This is a genomic window from Haliea sp., assembly GCF_040221975.1.
In the GTDB taxonomy this organism is placed as follows: Bacteria; Pseudomonadota; Gammaproteobacteria; order Pseudomonadales; family Halieaceae; genus Haliea.
Genome location: NZ_JAVJWR010000017.1, coordinates 155258 through 176174, shown reverse-complemented (window position 1 = coordinate 176174; position 20917 = coordinate 155258). Strand labels below are relative to the sequence as shown.

Annotated in this window: 21 protein-coding genes and 1 riboswitch; of the genes, 14 read left to right on the top strand and 7 right to left on the bottom strand. The window is 64.9% G+C overall.

The annotated features are described in order from the left end of the window. Positions 1–53: 53 nt before the first annotated feature. On the bottom strand, positions 54–1010 hold the full coding sequence (locus tag RLO07_RS07085) for a LysR family transcriptional regulator (RefSeq protein ID WP_462291440.1): 957 nt from the start codon (positions 1008–1010) through the stop codon (positions 54–56). 270 nt (positions 1011–1280) lie between these two features. Between RLO07_RS07085 and RLO07_RS07080 the strand changes: the two genes are divergently transcribed. Both RLO07_RS07080 and rraA read left to right on the top strand, forming a co-directional pair. Beyond that, on the top strand, positions 1281–3050 hold the full coding sequence (locus RLO07_RS07080; RefSeq protein WP_462291439.1) for an acyl-CoA dehydrogenase: 1770 nt from the start codon (positions 1281–1283) through the stop codon (positions 3048–3050). Positions 3051–3134: 84 nt separating this feature from the next. After that, positions 3135–3614 carry a ribonuclease E activity regulator RraA gene (rraA, locus tag RLO07_RS07075; protein WP_462291438.1) on the top strand — a complete coding sequence of 160 codons (480 nt, stop codon included), beginning with the start codon at positions 3135–3137 and terminating at the stop codon, positions 3612–3614. A 6-nt stretch (positions 3615–3620) separates the two neighbouring features. Here the strand turns inward: rraA and nadC are convergent, their stop codons facing one another. After that, complete coding sequence (gene nadC, locus RLO07_RS07070; RefSeq protein ID WP_462291437.1) at positions 3621–4457, bottom strand: carboxylating nicotinate-nucleotide diphosphorylase; 837 nt, start codon at positions 4455–4457, stop codon at positions 3621–3623. Between the two features lie 119 nt (positions 4458–4576). Here nadC and ampD point away from each other — a divergent pair, with 119 nt between their 5' ends. The 4 genes from ampD (at position 4577) to RLO07_RS07050 (ending at position 9092) form a co-directional block, all read left to right on the top strand. Next, a complete protein-coding gene (gene ampD, locus RLO07_RS07065; protein ID WP_462291436.1) occupies positions 4577–5143 on the top strand; it encodes a 1,6-anhydro-N-acetylmuramyl-L-alanine amidase AmpD in 567 nt (188 codons plus the stop codon). Continuing rightward, the gene (ampE, locus tag RLO07_RS07060) at positions 5140–5982 is read left to right on the top strand and encodes a regulatory signaling modulator protein AmpE (RefSeq protein WP_462291435.1); all 843 of its coding nucleotides are present in this window, start codon (positions 5140–5142) and stop codon (positions 5980–5982) included. The genes ampD and ampE overlap by 4 nt, the downstream gene beginning before the upstream one ends. Before the next feature lie 108 nt (positions 5983–6090). Beyond that, on the top strand, positions 6091–7665 hold the full coding sequence (locus RLO07_RS07055) for a sigma 54-interacting transcriptional regulator (RefSeq protein WP_462291434.1): 1575 nt from the start codon (positions 6091–6093) through the stop codon (positions 7663–7665). Beyond that, positions 7662–9092 (top strand): serine/threonine-protein kinase, encoded by a 1431-nt coding sequence (locus RLO07_RS07050; RefSeq protein WP_462291433.1) that lies wholly within the window; start codon positions 7662–7664, stop codon positions 9090–9092. The genes RLO07_RS07055 and RLO07_RS07050 overlap by 4 nt, the downstream gene beginning before the upstream one ends. A 9-nt stretch (positions 9093–9101) precedes the next feature. On the opposite strand, the gene RLO07_RS07045 is transcribed toward RLO07_RS07050, so the two are convergent. Then, a complete protein-coding gene (locus tag RLO07_RS07045; protein ID WP_462291432.1) occupies positions 9102–10016 on the bottom strand; it encodes a 2-dehydropantoate 2-reductase in 915 nt (304 codons plus the stop codon). A gap of 91 nt (positions 10017–10107) precedes the next feature. Between RLO07_RS07045 and RLO07_RS07040 the strand changes: the two genes are divergently transcribed. Beyond that, positions 10108–10590 (top strand): YajQ family cyclic di-GMP-binding protein, encoded by a 483-nt coding sequence (locus RLO07_RS07040; protein ID WP_462291431.1) that lies wholly within the window; start codon positions 10108–10110, stop codon positions 10588–10590. 26 nt (positions 10591–10616) lie between these two features. Here the strand turns inward: RLO07_RS07040 and RLO07_RS07035 are convergent, their stop codons facing one another. Genes RLO07_RS07035 through RLO07_RS07020 form a run of 4 tightly spaced genes read right to left on the bottom strand, consistent with a single transcriptional unit; the run spans position 10617 to position 14504 of the window. Then, on the bottom strand, positions 10617–11507 hold the full coding sequence (locus RLO07_RS07035; protein ID WP_462291430.1) for a phosphotransferase: 891 nt from the start codon (positions 11505–11507) through the stop codon (positions 10617–10619). Continuing rightward, positions 11474–12127: a nicotinamide riboside transporter PnuC gene (gene pnuC, locus RLO07_RS07030; RefSeq protein ID WP_462291429.1), complete on the bottom strand. Its 654-nt coding sequence runs from the start codon at positions 12125–12127 to the stop codon at positions 11474–11476. The genes RLO07_RS07035 and pnuC overlap by 34 nt, the downstream gene beginning before the upstream one ends. Next, positions 12127–12381 carry a YkoF family thiamine/hydroxymethylpyrimidine-binding protein gene (locus RLO07_RS07025; protein WP_462291428.1) on the bottom strand — a complete coding sequence of 85 codons (255 nt, stop codon included), beginning with the start codon at positions 12379–12381 and terminating at the stop codon, positions 12127–12129. The genes pnuC and RLO07_RS07025 overlap by 1 nt, the downstream gene beginning before the upstream one ends. 17 nt (positions 12382–12398) lie before the next feature. Further along, entirely contained in the window at positions 12399–14504 is a 2106-nt protein-coding gene (locus RLO07_RS07020) for a TonB-dependent receptor (protein WP_462291427.1), read from the bottom strand. Between the two features lie 51 nt (positions 14505–14555). Beyond that, positions 14556–14657: riboswitch (TPP riboswitch) on the bottom strand. A gap of 136 nt (positions 14658–14793) precedes the next feature. On the opposite strand from RLO07_RS07020, the gene RLO07_RS07015 reads away from it, so the two are divergent. The 7 genes from RLO07_RS07015 to cysC all read left to right on the top strand — a co-directional run bounded on the left by RLO07_RS07015 (position 14794) and on the right by cysC (position 20893). Further along, complete coding sequence (locus RLO07_RS07015; RefSeq protein ID WP_462291426.1) at positions 14794–15936, top strand: GGDEF domain-containing protein; 1143 nt, start codon at positions 14794–14796, stop codon at positions 15934–15936. Between the two features lie 20 nt (positions 15937–15956). Further along, positions 15957–16604 carry a carbonate dehydratase gene (gene can / locus RLO07_RS07010; RefSeq protein WP_462291425.1) on the top strand — a complete coding sequence of 216 codons (648 nt, stop codon included), beginning with the start codon at positions 15957–15959 and terminating at the stop codon, positions 16602–16604. Positions 16605–16681: 77 nt separating this feature from the next. Next, positions 16682–17614 (top strand): NAD-dependent epimerase/dehydratase family protein, encoded by a 933-nt coding sequence (locus RLO07_RS07005; protein ID WP_462291424.1) that lies wholly within the window; start codon positions 16682–16684, stop codon positions 17612–17614. A gap of 41 nt (positions 17615–17655) precedes the next feature. Beyond that, the gene (locus RLO07_RS07000; protein WP_462291423.1) at positions 17656–17832 is read left to right on the top strand and encodes a hypothetical protein; all 177 of its coding nucleotides are present in this window, start codon (positions 17656–17658) and stop codon (positions 17830–17832) included. 134 nt (positions 17833–17966) lie between these two features. Further along, positions 17967–19091: a DUF1214 domain-containing protein gene (locus tag RLO07_RS06995; protein WP_462291422.1), complete on the top strand. Its 1125-nt coding sequence runs from the start codon at positions 17967–17969 to the stop codon at positions 19089–19091. Then, the gene (locus tag RLO07_RS06990; RefSeq protein WP_462291421.1) at positions 19084–20265 is read left to right on the top strand and encodes a sulfotransferase family protein; all 1182 of its coding nucleotides are present in this window, start codon (positions 19084–19086) and stop codon (positions 20263–20265) included. Before RLO07_RS06995 ends, RLO07_RS06990 begins: the two co-directional genes overlap by 8 nt. A 10-nt stretch (positions 20266–20275) precedes the next feature. Beyond that, a complete protein-coding gene (gene cysC / locus RLO07_RS06985) occupies positions 20276–20893 on the top strand; it encodes an adenylyl-sulfate kinase (protein ID WP_462291420.1) in 618 nt (205 codons plus the stop codon). The last annotated feature ends 24 nt before the right edge of the window (positions 20894–20917 follow it).

The window sequence follows — 20917 nt, the reverse complement described above, 5'->3', positions numbered from 1 at the left end:
TTAGCCAATTTATCGTTTTTATCGCGACCATTTATTCTCTGAATGCGGATTCTTTACGGCAACGGCGGCTGGTTGTCCAGCTCCCGGGCAGTATCCGCAATCAGCTTGCGCAACCAGCGGTTGGCGGGATTGTGTTGCAGCAGCGGGCTCCAGGCCATTTTCAGCTGCAGCGGCGGGATCGCCAGCGGCGGCTCCCGCAGCACGACCCGCGGGTTGTTGCGCTTGAGCAGGGCAGCGCGGGTGGGCAGGGTGACGATCAGGTCGTTTTGCTCTGCCAGGGTCATGGCGGCCTGGTAGTGGCGGGTGAACACGCGGATCTGCCGTTTCTTGCCGATCTTCGCCAGTGCCGCGTCCACCCAGCCGAGACGCTGGACATCGTCCGGATCCACGCCGACACCGACACCCATGCCGGTCTTGCTCACCCAGATATGCTTGGCCTGCAGGTAGTTGTCCAGGGTGAAGTCCTCCAGCACCGGATTTTCCGGGCTCAACAGACAGGAAAAGCTGTCGTTCCAGAGGTGGATCTGGTGGAAGGACTGGGGCATGGAATCGAACCGGTTGATCACCATGTCCACCTTGCCGCGCTCGACATCGAGGAAGCTGACATCCGAGGGGGTCATGATATCCAGGGTCAGGCCCGGGGCCAGTACCCGCAGCTTGCCCAGTACCGCCGGCAACAGGGTGGACTCGGCGTAGTCGCTGGCCATGATGCGGAACACCCGCGATGCCTGTTCCGGCTCGAAAGCGGTGCGTGGCTGCACCGCCTGCTCGATATTCATCAGCACGTCCCGCACCAGCGGTTCCAGTTCCAGGGCGCGTTCGGTGGGCGTCATGCCGTCGGAGGTGCGCACCAACAGGGGGTCGTCGAACAGGGTACGCAACCGGCGCAGGCCGTTGCTCATGGCGGGCTGGGACAGGTTCAACTGCTGCGCGGCCTGGGTGACGTTGCGCTCCCGCAGCAGGGCGTCGAGGTAGACCAGCAGGTTGAGGTCGATGCGGTTCAATTGCACGGGCAAGGCCTATTCATGGGGTAAATGGCGAGGATGAAGGCAATAGATTGGGCAAATTATACGCGGGTGGCTAGAATTGCCAAGACGGGTCCGATGACGCTGTTGGCTTGTGGTTGATGTGTGGGAGCTCGCTCAGCGAGCGATCGCCCACGGAGTGGGCTCCCACAGAGTGATTGCCCACGGCGTGGGTTTCCGCAGTTTGGGTCCCGCAGCCGTTATAATGTGCCCTTTTACCAGACCAGATGCAGCAACAGAAGGAACCTGCCAGCCATGAGCCACTACCGCGCCCCTATAGAAGACATGAGCTTCCTGATCGAGGAACTGCTGGATGTGGGAGGTACCCTGGGTGCGCTGCCGGCGTTTGCCGAGCTGGGCCTGGGTCCGGAGCTCACGTCCGCGCTGCTTGATGAAGGCGCGAAATTTGCCGGCGGAGTCCTTGCGCCCCTGCGCCGGACAGGGGACCAGCAGCCCGCGACCTGCGCGGATGGTGCCATCACCCTCACTCCCGGTTACGGTGATGCCCTGCGGCAGCTGGGCGCCGGCGGCTGGATGGGTATTTCCTCCGATCCCGAATACGACGGCCAGGGTCTGCCGGAACTCTACGCCACCGCCGCCTGTGAAATGTGGAACAGTGCCAACCTGGCCTTTGGCCTCGCGCCCATGCTCAGCAGTGGAGCCGCGCTGGCCATTCATGCCCACGGCACCGAGGAGCAGAAGCAGCTGTACCTGCCGAAGATGCACTCGGGCGAGTGGGCCGGCACCATGAATCTGACCGAGTCCGGCGCCGGATCCGACCTCGGGGTGATGAAAACCCGCGCCATCCCCGAGGACGATCACTACCGCATCCACGGCCAGAAAATCTACATCACCTGGGGCGACCACGACGCCACCGACAACATTATCCACCTGGTGCTGGCCAAGCTGCCCGATGCCCCGGAGGGCAGCCGCGGCATCTCCCTGTTCCTGGTGCCCAAGTTCCTGGTCAATGCCGATGGCAGCCTGGGTGAGCGCAACGATGTCTACCCGGTGTCGACCGAGCACAAGCTCGGTATCCACGGCAGCCCCACCTGCGTGATGGCCTTCGGTGACGGTGACGGCGCCATCGGTTACCTGGTCGGGGAGGAGAACCGCGGTCTAGCCTGCATGTTCACCATGATGAACGAGGCCCGCCTCAAGGTCGGCGTGCAGGGCCTGGGCGCCGCCGAGGGGGCCTATCAGAAAGCCGTGGCCTATGCCCGCGAGCGAGTCCAGGGCGGCGTCGCCATCATCGAGCACCCGGACGTGCGGCGCATGCTGCTGACCATGAAGTCATTGATCGAGGCCATGCGCGCTTTTGTCTATACCGAGGCGGTGACCATGGACCTGGCCCACCGCGGGCCCGAGGACGACCGGGCGCGGCAGCAGTTCCGCATCGACCTGATGATCCCGGTGATCAAGGGTTGGTTGACGGAGGTGGGTCAGGAGCTGACGTCCCTGGGCTTACAGGTCCATGGTGGCATGGGCTATATTGAGGAGACCGGCGCCGCCCAGTACCTGCGTGATGTACGCATCACCTCGATTTACGAGGGTACCAACGGTATCCAGGCGGCGGATCTGGTCAGTCGCAAGCTGGGTCGCGACCAGGGTGGAGCCATGCACGATGCGCTGGCGCAGGTGGCGAATACCGTGGCCGAGCTGAAGCAGCACGAGGCCGGTGATCTGCAGCAGATTGGCGCCGCCCTGGAGCGCGCCCTGGCAGACACCGAAGAGGCGACAGGGCAGGTGCTGGAGGCACTGGCGGCGGACCCTGCCGTGGCCCTTGGCGCCTCCTTCGACTACCTGATGCAGTGCGGCTACCTGTTCGGCGGCTGGCAGCTGGCGCGTTCGGCACTACTGGCCAGTACCCGTCTGGCGGCGGACGCGGACAATGATTTCTATCCGCGCAAGATTGCCACCGCGCGCTTCTATGCCGAGCAGATCCTGCCGCGCTGCACCGCGCACGCCGGTGCCATCGCTACCGCAGCGGGGACCCTGAACACCTATCCGGTCGACTGGCTGTAGGAGCGCACTCCGTGCGCGATCAAGCCTGTCGCCCGCGAAGTGGGCTCCCACATCCTACCCGCCACGCCTTTTGGGACACCAGTGATGCTTCTAATTTCCACACCTGATCTGACCGATGCCGCGCCTGACGCAGCGGTCATCGAGCTGCAGTTTCGCAACTTCGGCGCCCACCCGCGGTTCTCCGGCCAGGTCGTCACCATCAAGTGCCACGAGGACAACTCGCTGGTCAAGCAGTGTGTGAGCGAGCCCGGTGCGGGCAGGGTGATCGTGGTCGACGGCGGTGGCTCCCTGCGCCGCGCCTTGCTGGGTGACATGCTGGCGGAGGAGGCTGCGCGCAATGGCTGGGCCGGGCTGGTGATCAACGGCGCGGTGCGCGATGTGGACGAGATTGCCGCGACCGCTCTGGGGGTCAAGGCTCTGGGCGCGACACCGCTGAAGACCGAAAAGCGCGGCGAGGGCCAGCGCGATATCGTGCTCCAGATCGGTGGCGCCCGCATCGCCCCGGGAGACTTCCTCTACGCCGACAACAATGGCGTGATTGTCAGCCCGCGCGTGCTGCCGTAACCAGATTCAGTCCAGCAGGCGCAGGGACAGGTCCAGGGCCTTGCTGTTCTTGGTGAGCGCACCAATCGAGATATAGTCGACGCCGGTTTCCGCGACAGCCCGCAGGTTGTCGCTGGTGATGTTGCCGGAGGCTTCCAGTTCCAGGCGCCCCGCTACCAGCGCCACCGCCTGGCGCATGTCCTCAAGGCTGAAGTTGTCCAGCATCACCCGGTCGGCACCCGCAGTCACTGCCTGCTGCAGTTCCTCCAGATTTTCCACTTCGACTTCAACCGGTTTGTCCGGGGCCTGCGCTCGAGCCTGGCTGACCGCGGCGGCAATCCCGCCGCAGGCGCTGATGTGATTCTCCTTGATCAGGAAGGCGTCATACAGGCCCATGCGGTGGTTGTAGCAGCCGCCGCAGCGCACCGCATATTTCTGCGCCCTGCGCAGGCCGGGTATGGTCTTGCGGGTGTCCAGCAGGCGCACGCCGGTGCCCGCGACCATGGCGGCGTAGTGGCTGCAGCGGGTGGCGGTGCCCGATAACAACTGCAGAAAATTGAGGGCGGCGCGCTCGGCGGTGAGCAGCGAGCGGGCGGAGCCGCGGGCGGTAAACAGGGTGCTGCCGGCCAGAACGTGCGCTCCGTCCTCGGCGCTCCACTCCAGGGTCACGGCCGGGTCCACCTGGTGAAAAACCGCGTCCACCCAGGCGCGGCCGCAGAGGATGCCGTCCTCGCGGGTGATTACCCGGGCGCTGGCGTGGGTAGCCTCGGGAATCAGGGCGGCGGTGATGTCGCCGCTGCCGATGTCCTCCGCCAGCGCGGCGCGCGCATTGTCCTGGATGTCGGTGTCGGTGAGCGCGGGCATGGCTGTAGGTATCCTGATGGTTGCGGCAGAGTGCGGGGCGGAATTGTAGCAGCAGTATCGGTCCGCGTTGAGCCCCCGGCGGGGCTCGTCTATGATGGCCGAAACGGGGCGGGCAGGGCATGCACTACACACTGGACAAGGGCTGGGTACAGCAGGCGCGGCGCGTGGCTTCTCCCAACTGCGGGCCGCGGCCAGCGGGGGTCGAGCCGGAACTGATCGTGATCCACAATATTTCCCTGCCGCCGGGCTGTTTTGGCGGCGACGAAGTGGAGCGTCTGTTCTGCAACTGCCTGGACTGGAGCGCGCACCCCTACTTTGAGGAAATCCGCGGCCTGCAGGTATCGGCGCACTTCCTGCTGCGCCGCTGCGGTGAACTGGTGCAGTTCGTGGCGGTGGACGATCGCGCCTGGCATGCGGGCCGGTCCTGCTGGCGGGGTCGCGACAACTGCAATGATTTCAGTATCGGCATAGAATTGGAGGGCAGCGATGAATTGCCCTACACCGATGCGCAGTACCGGACCCTGGCGGCACTGACCCGGGCCCTGCTGGCGCACTACCCCACACTCGACCGGGAGCAGCTGGCGGGGCATGCGGACATTGCCCCGGGCCGCAAGACGGATCCCGGCCCCGCCTTTGACTGGCCGCGCTACCGCGCCAGCCTGGCAGTTGCAGGAGAGCAGGCATGAATTTTCTCGCATTTATGATCGCCCTGGCCCTGCGCCAGTTGTGGGGCGCGGAAGTCTGGCTGCACCGCGACAGCTGGTGGCTTGAATGGCGGCAGCGGGCCTGCGGGCTCGGTCTGCTGCCCTGGGTGCAGATGGTACTGACGGTCGGCCTGCCGCTGCTGCTGGCGCTGCTGGTGCTGGATCTGCTGCGGCCGCTGCTGTTTGGCCTGCCCTGGATTATCGCTGCCGCACTGGTGCTGCTGTATGCCTTTGGCCGCGGCGACTTCCATGCCCGTATTGCCCGCTACCGCGATTACTGCGAACGCGACAACCGTGAGGGCGCCTGGCTGTATCTGCGCGAGGAACTGCATGCGGGCGATCCGCTTGAGGTCGACCCCGGCCTGGAGCCCGACCAACTGCACCAGCAACTGCAGGCCAGTCTCTATTACGACGGCTTCCAGCGCTGGTTCGCGGTGGTTTTCTGGTTTGTGCTGCTGGGGCCGGCGGCGGCCCTGGGCTATCGCCTGCTGCAACAGTACCGCGAAGCGGAGGGGGACGAGGGGCCAGCGGCAAGCATACTGTTTCTGCTGGACTGGCTGCCAGCACGCCTGTTGCTGGTCACCTTTACCCTGGCGGGGGATTTTGTCCGCAGCCGCGATGAGCTGGTCGCGGCGCTGCTCGATCCCTGGGCCGACAGCCAGAGCCTGCTGCTGGTGGTGGGCAGTGCGGCGGCTGGCTCTGCCGCCGACACTTCAGCGTCCCGCCAGGCCGCCGGGGAGGTCACTGCCCTGGCTGGCCTGATGACCCGCAGCGCCGTGGTCTGGGTGGTGCTGATCGCGGTACTGGCGATATTCGCGTAGGCGTGCCGCCGTACGGAGACGTCAAATGCGACCAAAACAGGCAGGCCGGGGACACCCCTGCTAGACTTCCCTAATCGTAGGGTTGCCCTCAGCAGTACAGGTGTGCCTATGCCGGATTATTCCCGCACGGACGCGACGCTGCCCTCGGTGTTTGCCAGGCTGGCGGTAAACCAGGCTCGCACCGCTCGGGTAGTGACCATTGTCTTTCATCCCGACCCGAACCGGATCGGCGAGCGCTGGCTGGTTCCCGAGCCCGGTTCCCGGACGCTGGTACTGGGGCGTCAACAGCCGCTGTTCAGCCCCGCTGCCGCGGGCGATGCCCGGCCCCTGGACGATCCCCATATCAGTCGCCAGGCCCTGTCCCTGTCTTTCAGCGCTGCCGGAGTGACTCTTGAACCGCTGCCGGCTGCCTGTCGCTGTCGCATCGACGGCACCTGGGTCAGCACGGCACAAACCCTGGACCGCGCTGCCCTGCGCCGCGGTATCGCCCTGCAACTGGCGCACAGCGTGGTGCTGCTGTTGCGCGAGCAGCCCGTGCCCCCGGAGCCATTGACGAGTGCGTTGCAGGAGGCGGATGACGCCGCCCTGTGTGGCAGCAGCTTCTACATGCAATCCCTGCGGCAGCAAATTGCCCGGGTGGCGGACAGTGGTCTCGACGTGCTCATTCGCGGTGAAACCGGTAGCGGCAAGGAACTGGTGGCGCGTGCCCTGCACGCCCACAGCGAACGCCGGTCGGGCCCCCTGGTGGCGGTCAACATGGCAGCGATTCCCGCGGGGGTTGCGCCCGCCGCCCTGTTTGGCAGCGTCCGGGGCGCTTTCACGGGTGCCGATCGCAACAATCGTGGTTACTTCCAGCAGGCCGGCGGCGGCAGCCTGTTCCTGGATGAGGTCGGCGATACCCCGGACGACGTCCAGCCGCAATTGCTGCGCGTCCTGCAGGAGCGGGAGGTACAACCGGTGGGCGGCCAGCTGGAAAAAGTGGACGTGCGGGTCATCTCGGCCACTGATGCAGCCCTGGACGGACCGGCCAGCAGCTTCCGCAGTGCCCTGCGCCACCGCCTCGGCAGTGCCGAGGTGCAGCTGGCGCCTCTGCGTGCACATCCCGAGGATATCGGCGAGTTGTTCTGTCACTTCATCAACCGGGCCTGTACCGAGATCGGGCGGTCACCGCTGCTGCCGGAGCCGGCTGCGGATGAGTTGCGGATTGCCCAATGGGCAGAGCTGTTTCACCTCTGCCTGCGCCATGCGTGGCCGGGCAATGTCCGCGAACTGGCCAATTGCGCTCGCCAGGTGGTGCTCGACAGTGACATCGGGATCCAGCCTCCGACACTGTTGTTGCAGCAGTCTGCGGCAGCCGTGGCCGAGGAGTACGCGCAAACCGAGGAGCGGGTTCCTGTGCAACTCGGAGACAATGCCCTGCGTGCACTGCTGGAGCAGGAGTGCTATGAAGTCGCTGCGGCTGCTCGGCGCGCCGGAATGAGTCGCCAGGCTCTCTACCGGCGCCTGCCCGAACTCGGCCTGCGGCTGGCTGCACAGGTGCCCGAGACAGAGCTGCAGCAGGCACTGGTCGACGGCGATGGCGATGTCAGGGCGGCGGCAATGCTGCTGCGGGTGTCCACGGTTGCCCTGCGCGGTCGCCTGCGCAACCGCCCCGATGACATGGACACTGGCGACCGGGTGTGAGTATCGAGGACAGGATCGGTCCCTATCGTATTCTCCGGCTGATCCGGCGCGGTGGCCAGGGTTCGATTTTCCTCGGTTTCGACGACCGCCTGGACCGGCGCATCGTGGCGAAACTCTACACCTTGCCGGCTGATCCGGCGCGCAGCAAGCAGGTGTTGCAGGAAGCGCAGCTGGTGGCGGGGCTGGACAGCCCGCGGGTGGTCAAGATCTACGACGTGATTGTCGGTGATACCCACCTGGCCATGATCATGGAGTATGTGCCCGGCTGTGATCTGGAACAATTACTGGGCTGTTGCGATCTCTCCCTCGCCAGCATTCTGGTGGTGGCAGGCGATGTCGCCGCAGCAATCGCCCTGGCGCGGCAGCAGCGTATCGTCCACGGCGATCTCAAGCCTGGCAATGTGCTGGTAACGACAGACGGCCGGGTCAAGTTGACCGATTTTGGCATCGCCCAGGCACAGGGCAGCCCTGATAGTGGCCGTGGCAGTCTCTCCTGTCTGTCGCCGGAGCAGCTGCAAGGCAGGCCGCTGGATGTGCGCTCGGATCTGTTTGCGCTCGGCTGCCTTCTGTTCCGCATGCTCGCTGGCCACCACCCCTTCCTGAGGAACGGTGTTGTTGATCCGGCAGCCCTGCTGCGGGAAGCGCCAGCGCTGCCGGCGACGCTCGCGGATGGTACGCCGCTGCCGGCCGCCCTGTCCGACCTGGTGTGCGAGTTGCTGGCGGTGGATCCTGAACGGCGGCCCCAGAATACCCACGAGGTACGCCAGCGCCTGCACGAAATCGCCTCGGGGCTGCCGCGCACACTCTATCGCCCGCTGGCGGAAGAGGCGCGGCCCGCCTTCCGGGAGGAGACCGCTGACGAGTTGCCGCTGCAGATCCCGGGCAGTCTGCGCCATCAGGGACGCTCCCGCATGCCCCTGCGCCCCGGCCAGTGGTCGCTGTTCGGCTTCGGTCGCCACTGGCGTCGCCGCCAGTGGCTGGCGGCAGCGGCCGTGTCTGCCGGGATGTTGGCGGCGCTGCTGGTCTGGCTCTGGCCCACCAGTTATCGCGTCCATGTGCCGCAGCCGCAGATCGTGATCGAGGCAGGGGCGACCCTGCCCGAGGGGCGGGACACGGCCTGGCTGCTGGGTCAGGTCAGGGACCAGGCGCTGCAGGTTGAGCCGGGGCTGGTGTTCAGCGGCGAGCTGCCACCTTTTCGTTCTCGCATCCTGGACCGCAGTCTCGCCACCCTGCGGCAACCGCCGGCACCGGAGCAGCTGCGGATAGTCCTGCACTGCCAGCAGGCCTGGTGCGTGCTCGGCCTTGAGCGGGAGCGCGCGACCTGGCGCCGCTATCGCCAGGCGCTGTTGCTGGCCAGTGCCCCCGCGACACACTGGCAACAGCTGATTGGCCTGACGCTGGCGGAGCTGTTTGCCGCGGATGGCTGAGCGGGTGCTTCAGGCACCGAGGTTGTCCGCGTGTACTGCCTGCACCGCTGCCAGCAGTGCCGCGTTGCGCGGCGCGGGCACGCCATGCTCCCGGCCCCGGGCCAGGAGGTAACCGGTCAGGTAGTCTATTTCAGTTGCGCGGCCAGCCAGCACATCCTGCAGCATGGAGGAGCGGTTGTCGGCAGTGGCGGCAATCACCGCCATGACCTGTTGCCGGAGGTTGCTTACCGCCCGTTGCTGGCCGGCAGCAATGCCTATCGCGCTGATTTCCGCACACAGTTCACCGACCAGCGCCGCCAGTTGCGGCCGCTGCGCCAACTCGCCATTGCGGCAGCGATGCAGGGCGGTGACAGGATTGATGGCGCAGTTGATGGCCAGCTTGCGCCAGAGCACTGTGTCGATGTCGGCGCTCCACGCACAGCGGGCTGGCAGCGCCAGCCAGGTCCGGAACCAGTCCGGCGCCGCAACCCGGCCCGGCTGGCCAATCAGCGTGCTGCCCTGTCCGGCGTGGCAGATGGCGCGGCGTCCCTCCCGGAATGCGCCCTCGGTGGTACTGCCACTGAAGCAGTCCAGCTGTGGCCAGCGCGCGCGCACCTGTTGCTGGTAACCCATGCCATTGGCGAGCAGAACGACCACCGCGCCCGGTGCCAGGCGGTGGGCGACACCGGCGATGGCGGCGACGATGTCCTGGGCCTTGGTGCAGACCAGCAGGTGGCTGATCGGGATGTTGTCGCTGCTGGCGGAGACGCTGAATCGGCAGGTTTGCTGCTGATCGCCCCGGCGCAGGGTGAGCGCTGCAGTGCCCACAGCCAGGTCGGGGTCGTCTGTCCGCAACAGCAGGGTGCAGGGTGTGCCCGCTGTCTGCAGCAGGTTGGCGAACAGGCCGCCGATAGCCCCGGCGCCGAGAATGTGCCAGTGCTGCACAGCTATCTCAGCCGCTGACGGGGATTGCAAAGCGGCGCGGGCAGATTACCATGGGGCTCCAGAACATTGCGGTAAACCGGGGACATGCACTATGCCATCTTTTGACGTTGTATCGGAAGTCGACCTGCACCAGCTCACCAATGCAGTTGACCAGGTTGCCCGGATTATCGGCAACCGATTCGATTTCAAGGGTGTGGATGCGGGCTTCGAGCGCGAGGAGCGCACCGTCGTCCTGCATGCGGAAGCTGAATTCCAGCTGACACAGATGGAGGACATGCTGCGCAGCGCCCTGATCAAATGCGAGATCGACCCGGAGGCGATGGAGTGTGGAGAGCCAAGCGCCAGCGGCAAGCAGGTGCGACAGTCCATCACCCTGCGCCATGGTCTCGACAGCCAGCAGTGCAAGACCATCGTCAAGACTCTGAAGGACGCCAAGCTGAAGGTGCAGGCGCAGATCCAGGGTGACCAGGTGCGGGTCACCGGAAAGAAGCGCGACGACCTGCAGCAGGCTATCGCCCTGCTCAGGGAAAGCCCCGTCGGTCTGCCGTTGCAGTTCAGCAACTTCCGCGACTGAACCTGGCTGGCGCGCGGCCAGTCCCGTCAGCTGCCGGGCAGCGCTTGCAGGCGCGCTTCCAGCAGCGTGTGCTTGCGTGCCAGGTACTCGGCGGGCGGTGGCTCCGGGGCGAGCAGGTACCACAGGAGCTCCAGATAGCGATAGGCGCATTCGAAGCCGAGCAAGCGCTCCTTTTCTCCGGGCAGGGGCGCCCTGCCCAGATAGGCTTGCAGCAGCGCTGCGACCGCTGCGTCGGTCCACTCGTCACCCGCGATAACCGCGGCCAGGTCAAACCAGATTGGCCCCATGGCCGCATATTCCCAGTCCACCGCCCACAAGCGGCCGTCGTGGCCAAGGCGGTTGGCCCGCAGCAGGTCGTTGTGGCACAGCGTCAGCGGTCCACCGCTGGTCGCCAGCCGCGGCAGCAGTGCGGCAATCATGGCGGCCGCGCCGCGCAGGGCTTGCCAGCGGTCCGGCTGGCCCTGGCGCAGACCGTGCTCGCTGCGACGGCAGCGCTCGGCGAGGTCCAGCCGGGCATGTACCGCAGGCAGGCGGTGGATCCGCTGCAACAGCCAGGCTACAGCCGCCGGATCGTCCGCATTGGCGTCATCGGTGGCGAGGTAGTCGCAAACCAGGGCGCCCAGTTCCGGGTTGCAGTAGCGCGGTGCCGGCGCGATGCCCGCCGCGTGGGCCTGCTGCAGGATGCGCCATTCGAGTTGGCGGCTGAGGCCGTTGGCGGCGGGGTTGATGCCGTCGAGGCGCAGGACGAAACGCCGCTCCCCGCTCGCCAGCAGGAAACTGTGGTTGCTGAGGCCGCGCCCCAGTGGCTGCAGCACCCTGGGCGCCTGGGACAGCGGCGCTGTCAGCTGCCACTGGCGCCACTGCCCCAGGGCCTGTTGCAGCCTCAGGCTGACTGGTGCCGGTACTGTTGCAGCCATCTGCGGTACCCGAAAACAACGATGATGAGATAGACCGCGAACAGCCCTGCGGTCAGCAGCAGCCCCCGCTCCAGATACAGGTAGATCGAGGCGCTGTCGATCACCAGCCAGTACAGCCAGTTCTCGAGAATCTTGCGTGCCACCATCCAGGTAGTAAGGATGCTGCCCCAGGTGGTAAACGAGTCTAGGTAGGGCAGGGCCGCATCCGTGTGCTGCGCCAGCAGCAAGCCGCTGCCGGCGCTGGCGACAACCACGGCGCCAATTGCCAGCAAGTGTGTGCGCAGACGCCAGGTGCCTATGCGCAGCGGCTGGCCGCTATTGCTGGCAGCGGCGGCAGCGGGTGCAGTCCGGTCGCTGCGGCCACCGTGGCGCCACTGGTGCCAGCCGTAGACCGCCATGGCCAGGTAATACAGCTGCAGCGCCGATTCCATCAGCAGGTTCACCTCCCAGAACAGCCAGAGGAAAATGCCGGTACTGACAAAAGCCGCATACCAGCACCAAATGCTCTCGCGTACTGCCAGCAGCAGGTAGGCGACGCCCAGCAGGACCGCCACCAGTTCCCAGGCCGAGAGACTGGTGGCGGCTGCGACCAGCTGGGCGGACAGATCGCTTGTGGCCATCAGTCGCGGATCGGCAGCAGACCGGGGATGAACTTGCAGACCAGCACCTGCTTGCCAAACTGCGCATGGCTGGCGGTCAGTGCCTCCCTGACCAGCGCAAAGACCTGCTCCGCCTCGCCGCTGATCTGGGTGCTCATGGCATTGGTGACCAGGGTGAGGTCGCCGGCGGTCGCCAGCCGCTCAATAAAACGTGTGATGACTGGAATGTAGTCCTCCTGCAGCGGATACAGGCTCAGTTCTGCGGTGATGTGCATGCTGCTGTGCTCCCGTTTCAAAAGCTGTAGCTGGTGCTGACGCCAAGGCTGCGCGGTTCCCCATACTGGTAGTAGGGCTCCGTGACATAGCCCTTGCGCGGATCATTGCCAAAGTCACCGAAGCCGCGAGTGGCGTAGTCGGTGTCGCCCAGGTTGCGCCCCCAGAGGGCAATTTCCCACTGTCCGGTTTGCCAGCCCAGGCGCATGTGCACCAGTTCATAGGCGTCGGACAGCAGGTCGTAGCGATCCGAGAAATGGAATCTGTCTCGCGCTTCCAGATCAACCCTCAGGTACAGGTGGCGACCGAGCTCGAAGCGCCCGCCCAGGGCCGCCTGGTAGCCGGGCGCGTGCGCCTGGTCGCGGCCAGCCATGTCGGTGCCGTCGGGGCTGGTGTAGCGATCAAAGGTCGCGTCCAGCAGGCCCAGGTGGGCGTACAGGCTCAGGCGCTCGCTGGCCAGCCAGTCCAGCTCCAGCTCCAGGCCGTAGTTGGTGCCGCGGGCGGCATTGTTGGTGTAGTCGATGAACGCGGTGCTGCCGTCGTCCCGCGGCAACACCAGGGAACCCTTGACCTGCTGGTCGTCGCGGTCCATGTAGAACAGGGCCAGGCGGGTCTGCAGGGTGCCACCGGCGTAGCTGGCCTTGTAGCCCGCCTCATAGTTCAGCAGGGTCTCCTCGTCAAAGCGCCCCAGCCCCTCAAGGCGCTGCTGCAGGGCCGGATCGGTCGTGGTCTCCACGCTGGCCAGGATGCCGGCGTTGACACCGTTGCCGCGATAGCCCCGGGAGACCCCGGCATAAAACAGGGCGCCCTCCGGCTGCTGGTACTCCAGCAGCAGCCGGGCGCCCCACAGGTCGCGGCTGCGCCGGTGACTGACACCGTTGCTGTCGCGGTAGTCAGTGCGCCGCTGCTCGATGCGCAGGCCGGTGACCAGGGTGAGGGTATCGCTGAGTGCGGTGTCCAACTGCCCGAACACCGCGTTGGTGTCAGTGTTATAGCTGCTGGCGAAGTCCGACGCCAGGTAGGTGTACTGGCGCAGCAGGTCTTCCCGGTCGGCCAGGTGGTAGATACCGACAGCCCAGTCACCGCGGCCGCCGAACAGGCGCGAGCGCTCGCTGGACAGCAGGCGCAGCTGGGCGCTGCTGCTGTCCCGGTCACGCAGGTAGCGATCGAAGGAACTGTACTCCAGCTCCGGGGCGATGCCGACGAAGCTCCAGTCCTCGTCAAAGCTGTACTCGGTGTCAGTACCGGCGGCGCTGAGAGTGGCCTCGACCGTCAGGGCCTCGCGCTCGGCCGTCCATTGCAGGCTTGCCGCGGCGGTTTCCTGGCGGTCGCGTCCGGGTTCATCGGAGAGGGTGCGGCGGGTGTTGTCCAGGGAGAAGGCGTCGTAGCCATTGTCGACATCCACGGCCATCAGGCTCAGGTCCACGGTGTCGGCCTCTCCCGGCAGCCAGCGCAGGCGCCCGCGCACCGTGGTCTCATTGCGCCGATTGGTGTCGTCCCGGCCCAGGAAGTCGTTGCGGTAGTGGCCGTCGCTGCGGTACTGCTGCACCGCCAGTCGATACAGCAGGCGCTCGTCCACCAGCGGGCCTGTGCCCACGATTCCCAGGCTCCAGGTGTCGTACTCGGCGAGGCTGCCCTGCAGGGTCAGCGCCGGGGTGGACTGCGGCGCGGCGCTGCGGATGTTGATCAGGCCGGCGAGGGCGTTGGCGCCGTGCAGGGTGCCCTGGGGCCCTCGCAGCACCTCGACCTGCTCGACATCGAACAGGGTCCCGACAGCCCCCAGGCCGCTGAAATCGACGCCGTCCAGCAGCAGGCCTATGGAGGGGTTCAGGGGCTCCTGAAACTGGCTGCGCTCGCCGATGCCGCGGATCTGGAAGAAGCGCGCCCGTGAAGCGCCGCTGGCATAGTTCAGGTTGGGTATGACGTTGAGCACCTCTTCCAGGTGCTGGGCGGCCCGCTCGCGCAGGGTGTCGGCGGTCAGCACACTGGTGCTGCCGGGCTGCTCCAGCAGCCGGGTTTCGCGCAATTCAGCGGTCACCAGGATTTCGGTGAGTTCGGTGCTGTGGGCATGGCCGGCGGCGGCCAGCAGCAGGGCGGGCAGCAGCAGGCTGGTGGAATGTTTCATCAGGTTCTCCTCGACAATTGGCAAGAGAACCGGTTGGATGTGCGAAACGGAAAAGGAGACGTGCACCTATCCCTACGCCGGTCCTAACCGGATCAGGTTCAAAGGGTTTACCGCACGCGGTATCTCAGGCCGAAGCCACCCCCAGGTTGGTCAAACCCACACTACATGAATGTGTTTATGCAACAACGCGCAGGTTTGCAAAGCGTAGTATAGGCGGCTTACACTAGTGAGCCAATAATTATATTCCCGGCATCGGGCATTCGGCCCGGTCAAAGAGCGAGATCACTGCATGGCTGACGAGCTTTTTTACGGACAGCTGCCTCAAGAAGAAATCGAGGCGGCTCCGGCACTGCAGAGCGCCGACGAAATCCGCGAGGAGCGCCTGTCGGAAAAGGTCGAACTCAACCGCTGGCTATTGCAGCAGGCGCGGCAGATGCAGTGCATGCTGCTCGAAGCCGCGGACCTGCAGGCGTTGCTGGAAGTCCTGCTGGTCAGCATGCCGCGCCACTTCGGCTTTCGGGTTGCCGAGCTCTGGCTGTACGACCCGGAGCATGTGCTCGCGGGACTCATTACCTCGGGGCATCGCTACGGTCAGTACCTGCAACTGCACCATGACGTGTTTGAAATGCAGGAGCTTTATGATCTGGAGCCGCAGAGCATGCTGCTCGACGCCACGGACTCCCGCATGTTCGAGGTGCTGAAAGCCGACCAGGGAATCCAGCACGCCCTGCTGGTGCCGTTGCTGGACTCAGGGCGCCTGATGGGCAGTTATCACTGCGGGTTTACCGAGACGCCCATGGAGACGACGGAACACGACGAGCGCCTGATTGCGCATCTTGCCACGGTTGTCTCCATCAGTTTCAAGAACGCGGTCAGCCGGCAGCAGATTTCCCGTCTCACCATGCTGGATCCGCTCACCCAGATCAGCAACCTGCGTGGCTTCGAGAAAGATATCGCCCGGGAAATCGCCCGCGCGAGGCGCGCCGATGAGCCTTTGTCGGTGCTGATGCTGGAAATCGACGAATTCGAAGAGCTGTACGAGCACTATGGCGAGATTACCGGTCGCTTCGTGTTAAAGAAAGTGACCGAGCGGGTGTCGTCCGGCCTGCGGGCAACAGACCATCTGGCCCGCCTGTCGGATTCCCGGCTCGCCGCTTTGCTGACGGGAACCGGTGAAGCGCCCGCAAGCGATGTCGCGGAGCGTATCCGCAGGGACATCGAAGGTTTTTCCATTGACGACGGCCGCGGCGCGGTGATGCAGGTCACCCTGAGTCTCGGACTGGTGACCTGGGAGCCGCACCAGTACCCCGCGGTAGATATGGCTCAGCTGGCGAAGCAGATGCAATCAGTGGGTACCAAGGCGGTACAGGGCGCGGTCGCGAGCAATGGCAACCAGCTCAAGCTCGGCCGCCTGTCCACCCTGATGATTTAACAGCCGGAGCCAGAGCACTCTTGAGAAGTATCGATGAACTCTTCGCCAACAATCGCGCCTGGGCGCAGAGTGTTAAAACCAGTGATCCGGACTTCTTCGAAAAACTGGCCAACCAGCAGGCTCCGGAGTACCTCTGGATCGGCTGCTCCGACAGTCGCGTCCCGGCCAACCAGATCGTCGGGCTGCTGCCGGGCGAGGTTTTCGTGCACCGCAACGTGGCGAACATGGTGGTGCACACGGACTTCAACTGCCTGACGGTACTGCAGTATGCGGTGGATGTACTCAAAATCAAGCATGTACTGGTCGTTGGGCACTACAACTGTGGCGGCGTGCGCGCGGCCTATGAAAATCACGACAACGGCCTGATCGACAACTGGCTGCGCAACATCAAGGATGTGCAGCAGCGCCATCGGCGCCGTATTGCAGCGTTGGAGAGTGACGAAGACCGGGTCAACCTGCTCTGCGAACTCAACGTTATCAGCCAGGTATTCAACGTCTGTCACACCACCATTGTTCAGAATGCCTGGAGCCGGGGGCAACCCCTGTCCGTGCACGGCTGGGTATACAGTCTCAAGGACGGCCTGATCAATGATCTCAAGTGCACGGTCAGCGGCCCCGACCAGATCTCCGCGATCTATCGGGTACTGCCGGATCGCGAAGACGACTGATCCCCCGTATGGGTGAGCAAGGGGCCGCCATCCTGCGCTAGACTGGCGTCTACGTCCACTCACTGCGGAGTCGCTCCATGCCAGTCAAGCCAGTCACGATTGCGGGCAGTAAAGTCCTGATTACCGGTCCCACGGGCCAGGTGGCCGCTCCGGTCATTGCGGCCTGGGCAGGGCAAGCCGAGCTCACGGCACTCGCGCGGTTCAGTGATCCCGCCGCGCGCGAGGCGCTGGAGGCCCGGGGGGTGCGCTGCCTGCAGGCGGATCTCGCCGACCCTGACGCGCTGGCGGGGTTGCCTGCAGATTTCGACTACGTGCTGAATTTCGCGGTGGTCAAGACCGACAGCTTCGACTACGACCTTGCCGCCAATGCCGAGGGCCTGGGCCGGCTTATGTTGCACTGCCGCGATGTGAAGGCTTTCCTGCACCTGTCATCGACCGCGGTGTACCAGTACGCGGGCCAGGAGCCGCGGGCGGAGGATGCGCCACTGGGAGACAATCACCGGGTCATGTTCCCCACCTACAGCATCAGCAAGATCGCCGCCGAGACTGTGTGCCGATTTACTGCCAGGCAGTTCGGTATTCCGGCGACTATCGCCCGCCTGAGTGTGCCCTACGGCAACAATGGCGGCTGGCCCTGGTATCACCTGCTGATGATGGAGCAGGGCATGCCGATCGATGTCCACCCGGACCGGCCCAACCGCTACAACCTGCTGCATACGGACGACTACATCGAAAAGTTGCCGCTGCTGCTGGCGGCGGCCAGCACCGAGACGACCACCGTGAACTTCGGCGGCTCCGAGGCGGTCAGTATCGAGGACTGGTGTAGCTGGTTGCAGGAACTCACTGGCCTGGTGCCGGAGTTTCGTGACAATACACAGGCCTTTGGCAGCCTGGCGATCGATACCACCCGCATGCATGCTCTTGTCGGCCCCACCCGGGTAGACTGGCGCGAGGGCGTGCGCAACATGGTGGCTGCGCTGTCGCCGCAGCTGCTGAAGCCGGGCCGGTAGGTCACCGCGCCGGCTGCCGGCGCCCGCCAGCGGGAGGCTGCGTGAACAATCTGCTAATGCTGTTGCTGTTTGTCTTCGGGAGCGTTGCCCTGATGGTGTTCCTCGGCGAGCGGTATGCCCGGCCCGCGGACCCGGAACGAATGGCGCGGATGCGACGCTGGCTGGTGCCCCTGGTCGGCGTCATGTTGCTGTTGTCGCTGCTGGACTTTTACCTGTAGAAAGTACTTGCAGAGGGGGCCAGCAGCGGGCACTGGAAGCAAGTCACCCTGACGGGTGATGCGTACTGGAGCTGCGCTTGTCACACTGGCGCCGACGATCGTGTCCTGTTTTACCGACGGAGAGTATAAGAACGATGTCTGAACCGAACCTGGAATCCCTGCGCAGCGGTCAGCTTTGGCTGGACTTCTGTGAATCCCTGAAAAGCGCCGGCGCCGAGATCCTTGCCGCGGGTGCGCCCGCTGATGATCTCAGTCGCGCCGAAGGCTTTCGCTATCTCACCCGGTTGCTGCGGCTCAGTCTGGAGAAGCACCTGGAATTCAGTGACCCTTTCTACCCCCAGTTCTACTCCCTGTCGCATGAAACCGCCAAGATCGGCAACGACAACCCGGACAACTATTACCAGAACTGCGCCATCGACGGCCGCTGCCGCTACCGGATTACCGGCAATGCAGGGCAGGCCGAGTACCTGAGCATCGAGACCAAGGCCGGCTCCTTTGCCGGACAGGGCGACATGGCACCCACCGGGCACGTGACTCTGGATGACCTGGAGCTGGGTCCGGGAGGGGAGTTCGAGCTGCTGGTCAGTGCCGCGCCGCAGCCGGGCAACTGGCTGCCCATGACCCCGGAGTCCGACAACATTCTGGTGCGGCAGACATTCCGCGATCGGCGCCGCGAGCGCAAGGTCGAACTGCGGATCGAATGTCTGGACCCGCACGCTGAAGCGGTGCTGGACCCGGCGCAGTTCGCGGCCCAGCTGGGCAAGGTGGTACCCTTTATCAACGGCACTGCCGGCCTGTTCCGGCAGTGGATGCTGGGCTTTGCGTCCCACATCAACCAGCTGCCGCCGAATGACCAGCAGATGTGCCTGCGCGCCGGCGGCGACCCGGCAATCTACTACCACAACAGCTACTGGCAGCTGGCGCCGGACGAGGCGCTGGTCATCGATTTCACGCCGCCAGAGAATTGCCGCACCTGGAATTTCCAGCTGTCGAACTTCTGGATGGAATCCCTGGACTACCGCTACCACCGCATCCACCTGAATCGCAGCAGCGCGCAGCTGGACGCCGACGGCCGGGTACGGATCGTGGTGGCCGCGAGGGCCCCCGGGGCGGCTTTTCGCAACTGGCTGAGCACCGCTGGCCACGACTGCGGCGCCATGCTTCTGCGCTATGTCGAGGCCACCGACTTCCCGCCGGTGCACACACAGGTGGTCGCACTGGATGAACTGATTGCCGAAGGAGCTGCCCGCCGTGACTGATATTCGCCTGGATGCCGATACGCTGGTTGCCGCCGCCAGGGCCGTGGATGGGCTGCAGGATTTTGGCGACGACAGCTATCGCGAGCCACTGGAGCGGTTATTGTGGTCGCTGGAGCACGAGGCCGATCTCAATGCCATCGGTCGCCCCGCCATGTACCAGCGCATGCTGGACATCCTCAGTACCCGTCTGCGGGTGCAGGAGTGGTTGCGCCGGCACCCGGAGATTCGCGACGAGGAGATCGTCGCGCCGCTGGTGATTGTGGGCCTGCCGCGCACCGGGACCACCATGCTGCACCGCACCATCGCCGCGGATCCCCGCATGTACGCGCCGCTGTGGTACGAAGTGCGCTACCCCTGCCCGGACCTGGACTGGGATTTTACCGCCGCCGGTGACCGCCGCATCGCTGACGCCAGGGCTGAAGTGAAGATGATGATCGACGCCAGCCCGGACCTGCTGGCAATACATCCGCTGGATGCGATGGAGCCGGACGAGGACATCATGCTGCTGGAGCAGTCCTTCTACAGCTTCAACATCCAGGCGCTGGCCAATGTACCCAGCTTTGACGCCTGGATCGAGGCTCAGGACCATACGATCGCCTACGAGTACCTGAAACTGTTGCTGCAGTTCCTGCAGTGGCAGAAGAAGCGCAGTGGCCAGCAGGGTGAGCGCTGGGCGCTCAAGGCGCCGCATCACCTGCACTACATGGACCTGGTATTCAAGGTATTTCCCGACGCGCGTGTAGTACAATCCCACCGCGATCCCGTCGAGACCATTCCCTCTCTGGCCAGCATGATTGCCAATGTCTGGAAAGTGTACTCGGATTCAGCCGATCCGGTGGCAGTAGGGAAGCAGTGGGCGCGCAAGTTTGCCAACGGCATGCAGCACACCCTGGATGTGCGCCGGCAGGTGGGTGAGGAGCGGTTCCTGGACCTCTGGTTCAAGGACACGGTCAGCCAGCCGCTGGTGGAAATCGCCAGGATTTACGACTTCCTCGGCATGGACCTGACCCCCGAGGCCAGTACCGAGATGGCTCGCTGGCAGGATTTCAACCGTCGCGAGCTGCGGCCCGCGCACGCCTACACCCTGGAGCAGTTCGGCTTCACCGAGGCGGGGCTGCAGGAACAGTTCCGCGGCTACCGCGAGGCCTTTGTTACGTCAATACATGGAGCATGAGAGCACAGTTATGGCAGATCAGAAAGCAACCAACGTCCACTGGCACGAAGGGGACATTACCCGTGAGCACCGCCAGCGCCTGCTGGGCCACAAGGGCGCGACCCTGTGGTTTACCGGCCTTTCCGGCAGCGGCAAGAGCACGGTGGCGGTAGAGCTGGAGGGTCGGCTCAATGAGCTGGGGGTGCTGGCCTACCGTCTGGACGGGGATAACGTGCGCCTGGGTATCAACCGCAACCTGGGCTTCAGCGCCGAGGACCGCACCGAGAATATCCGTCGCATCGGCGAGATCGCCAAGCTGTTCGTCGACACCGGCGTTATCGCCCTGAGCAGCTTTATCAGCCCCTACGCCAGCGATCGCAACCAGGTGCGTGAACTGCACGAGTCAGCCGGCATGGACTTCATCGAGGTCTTCGTCGACTGCCCCCTGGAAGCGGCGGAAGCCCGGGATCCCAAGGGCTTGTACAAGAAAGCCCGGGCCGGCGAGATCAAGAACTTCACCGGCATCGACGATCCCTACGAGGCGCCGTTCAAACCCGAAATTCACCTCCACTCCGACCAGCAGACCCTGGACGAAGAGGTGGAACAGATTCTGGCCCTGCTGCGCGAGCGCGGCATCATCAAGGCCTGAGCCACAGACAACACACGGAGACCA

Coding starts and splice junctions, on each gene's coding strand:
- RLO07_RS07020 (WP_462291427.1), bottom strand. CDS start 14,504: ATGAAACATTCCACCAGCCTGCTGCTGCCCGCCCTGCTGCTGGCCGCC.
- RLO07_RS07015 (WP_462291426.1), top strand. CDS start 14,794: ATGGCTGACGAGCTTTTTTACGGACAGCTGCCTCAAGAAGAAATCGAG.
- rraA (WP_462291438.1), top strand. CDS start 3,135: ATGCTTCTAATTTCCACACCTGATCTGACCGATGCCGCGCCTGACGCA.
- ampD (WP_462291436.1), top strand. CDS start 4,577: ATGCACTACACACTGGACAAGGGCTGGGTACAGCAGGCGCGGCGCGTG.
- RLO07_RS07040 (WP_462291431.1), top strand. CDS start 10,108: ATGCCATCTTTTGACGTTGTATCGGAAGTCGACCTGCACCAGCTCACC.
- pnuC (WP_462291429.1), bottom strand. CDS start 12,127: ATGGCCACAAGCGATCTGTCCGCCCAGCTGGTCGCAGCCGCCACCAGT.
- ampE (WP_462291435.1), top strand. CDS start 5,140: ATGAATTTTCTCGCATTTATGATCGCCCTGGCCCTGCGCCAGTTGTGG.
- RLO07_RS06995 (WP_462291422.1), top strand. CDS start 17,967: ATGTCTGAACCGAACCTGGAATCCCTGCGCAGCGGTCAGCTTTGGCTG.
- cysC (WP_462291420.1), top strand. CDS start 20,276: ATGGCAGATCAGAAAGCAACCAACGTCCACTGGCACGAAGGGGACATT.
- nadC (WP_462291437.1), bottom strand. CDS start 4,457: ATGCCCGCGCTCACCGACACCGACATCCAGGACAATGCGCGCGCCGCG.
- RLO07_RS07005 (WP_462291424.1), top strand. CDS start 16,682: ATGCCAGTCAAGCCAGTCACGATTGCGGGCAGTAAAGTCCTGATTACC.
- RLO07_RS07080 (WP_462291439.1), top strand. CDS start 1,281: ATGAGCCACTACCGCGCCCCTATAGAAGACATGAGCTTCCTGATCGAG.
- RLO07_RS07055 (WP_462291434.1), top strand. CDS start 6,091: ATGCCGGATTATTCCCGCACGGACGCGACGCTGCCCTCGGTGTTTGCC.
- RLO07_RS07035 (WP_462291430.1), bottom strand. CDS start 11,507: ATGGCTGCAACAGTACCGGCACCAGTCAGCCTGAGGCTGCAACAGGCC.
- RLO07_RS07025 (WP_462291428.1), bottom strand. CDS start 12,381: ATGCACATCACCGCAGAACTGAGCCTGTATCCGCTGCAGGAGGACTAC.